The 1,168-nt window shown below is 64.4% G+C and carries 1 protein-coding gene; it reads left to right on the top strand.

Annotation, left to right across the window (positions count from 1 at the left end; translation table 11 throughout):
• Nucleotides 1–112 precede the first annotated feature (112 nt).
• The coding region (locus AC5Y49_RS24730; protein ID WP_499892008.1) for a DDE-type integrase/transposase/recombinase at nucleotides 113–1,168 on the top strand (1,056 nt) is incomplete at its 3' end.

Genomic DNA, 1,168 nt, shown 5'->3' with positions numbered 1-1,168 from the left:
CGCGTTGACTCATCCAAAATGCCCGCGTAGCCCCCTTCGTTGACTCATCTGAGAATGCCCGCGTGCGGCGTGTCGTCTGAACGTCGGAGCGGGGTTGCGCTACCGCCGGAGGATGGGATTGACGATGGCAGAGCGCAAGGCCGTGACGAAAGCGATCGCGACCCGCTACCAGCGGGCGGACAAGCCCGGTAAAGCGAAGATCCTCGATGAGTTGTGCGCCACCACGGGGTGGCATCGCGATCATGCGCGCAAGGCATTGCGTGGCGTCCTGCGGCCACGAGTTGTTAAGCAGCGAGCGCCGCGGCCACCGAAATATGGACCGAAAGTCATTGCAGCGCTGATCTTCTGCTGGGCGGTGCTGGGCATGCCCGCCGGCAAGCGGCTGGCGCCGATGCTGGGCGAGCTGGTGGCGATCTTGCGCCGGTTCGGTGAGCTGGTCATCGATGACGACACCGCGGCGCTGCTGGTCGCCATGTCGGCGGCCACCATCGACCGCCGCCTGGCGCCCGAGCGCAAGCGCCACGAGTTGAAGGGCCGCAGCCATACCAAGCCGGGATCACTGCTCAAATCCCAGATCCCGATCCGCACCTGGGCCGACTGGGACGACGCGCGGCCGGGGTTCGTGGAGATCGACCTGGTCGGCCACGAGGGCGGCAACGCCGCTGGTGAGCACGCCTACACGCTGACTGTCACCGACATCGCCACCGGCTGGACCGAGAACCGCAGCGTGCCCAACAAGGCCCGCAAATGGGTGCTCGCGGCCCTCGACGACATCGCCAAGGTCATGCCGTTCCCGATCCTGGGCGTAGACAGTGACAACGGATCGGAGTTCATCAACCATCACCTCTTGGTCTGGTGCGAGCAGCGCAAGATCACCTTCACCCGTTCGCGGCCGGGCAACTCCAACGACGGCTGCCACGTGGAGCAAAAGAACTGGGCGATCGTGCGCACCGTGGTCGGCTACCACCGCTACGACACCAAGGCAGAACTGTTGCTGCTCAACACGATCTGGGCGTTGCAGTCACTGCTGACCAACTACTTCTACCCGCAGCAGAAATTGGTGTCGAAGGTACGCGACGGCGCGAAAGTGTCCAAAAAATACGACATCGCGACCACCCCACACCGCCGCGCCGAACGCCATGACACGGTCACCGCCCAAGACAAAGCG

It is taken from the genome of Mycobacterium sp. NGS62 (assembly GCF_059812285.1).
Note: the sequence above shows the minus strand (reverse complement) of the source record. Positions and strands in the feature narration are given on the sequence as shown.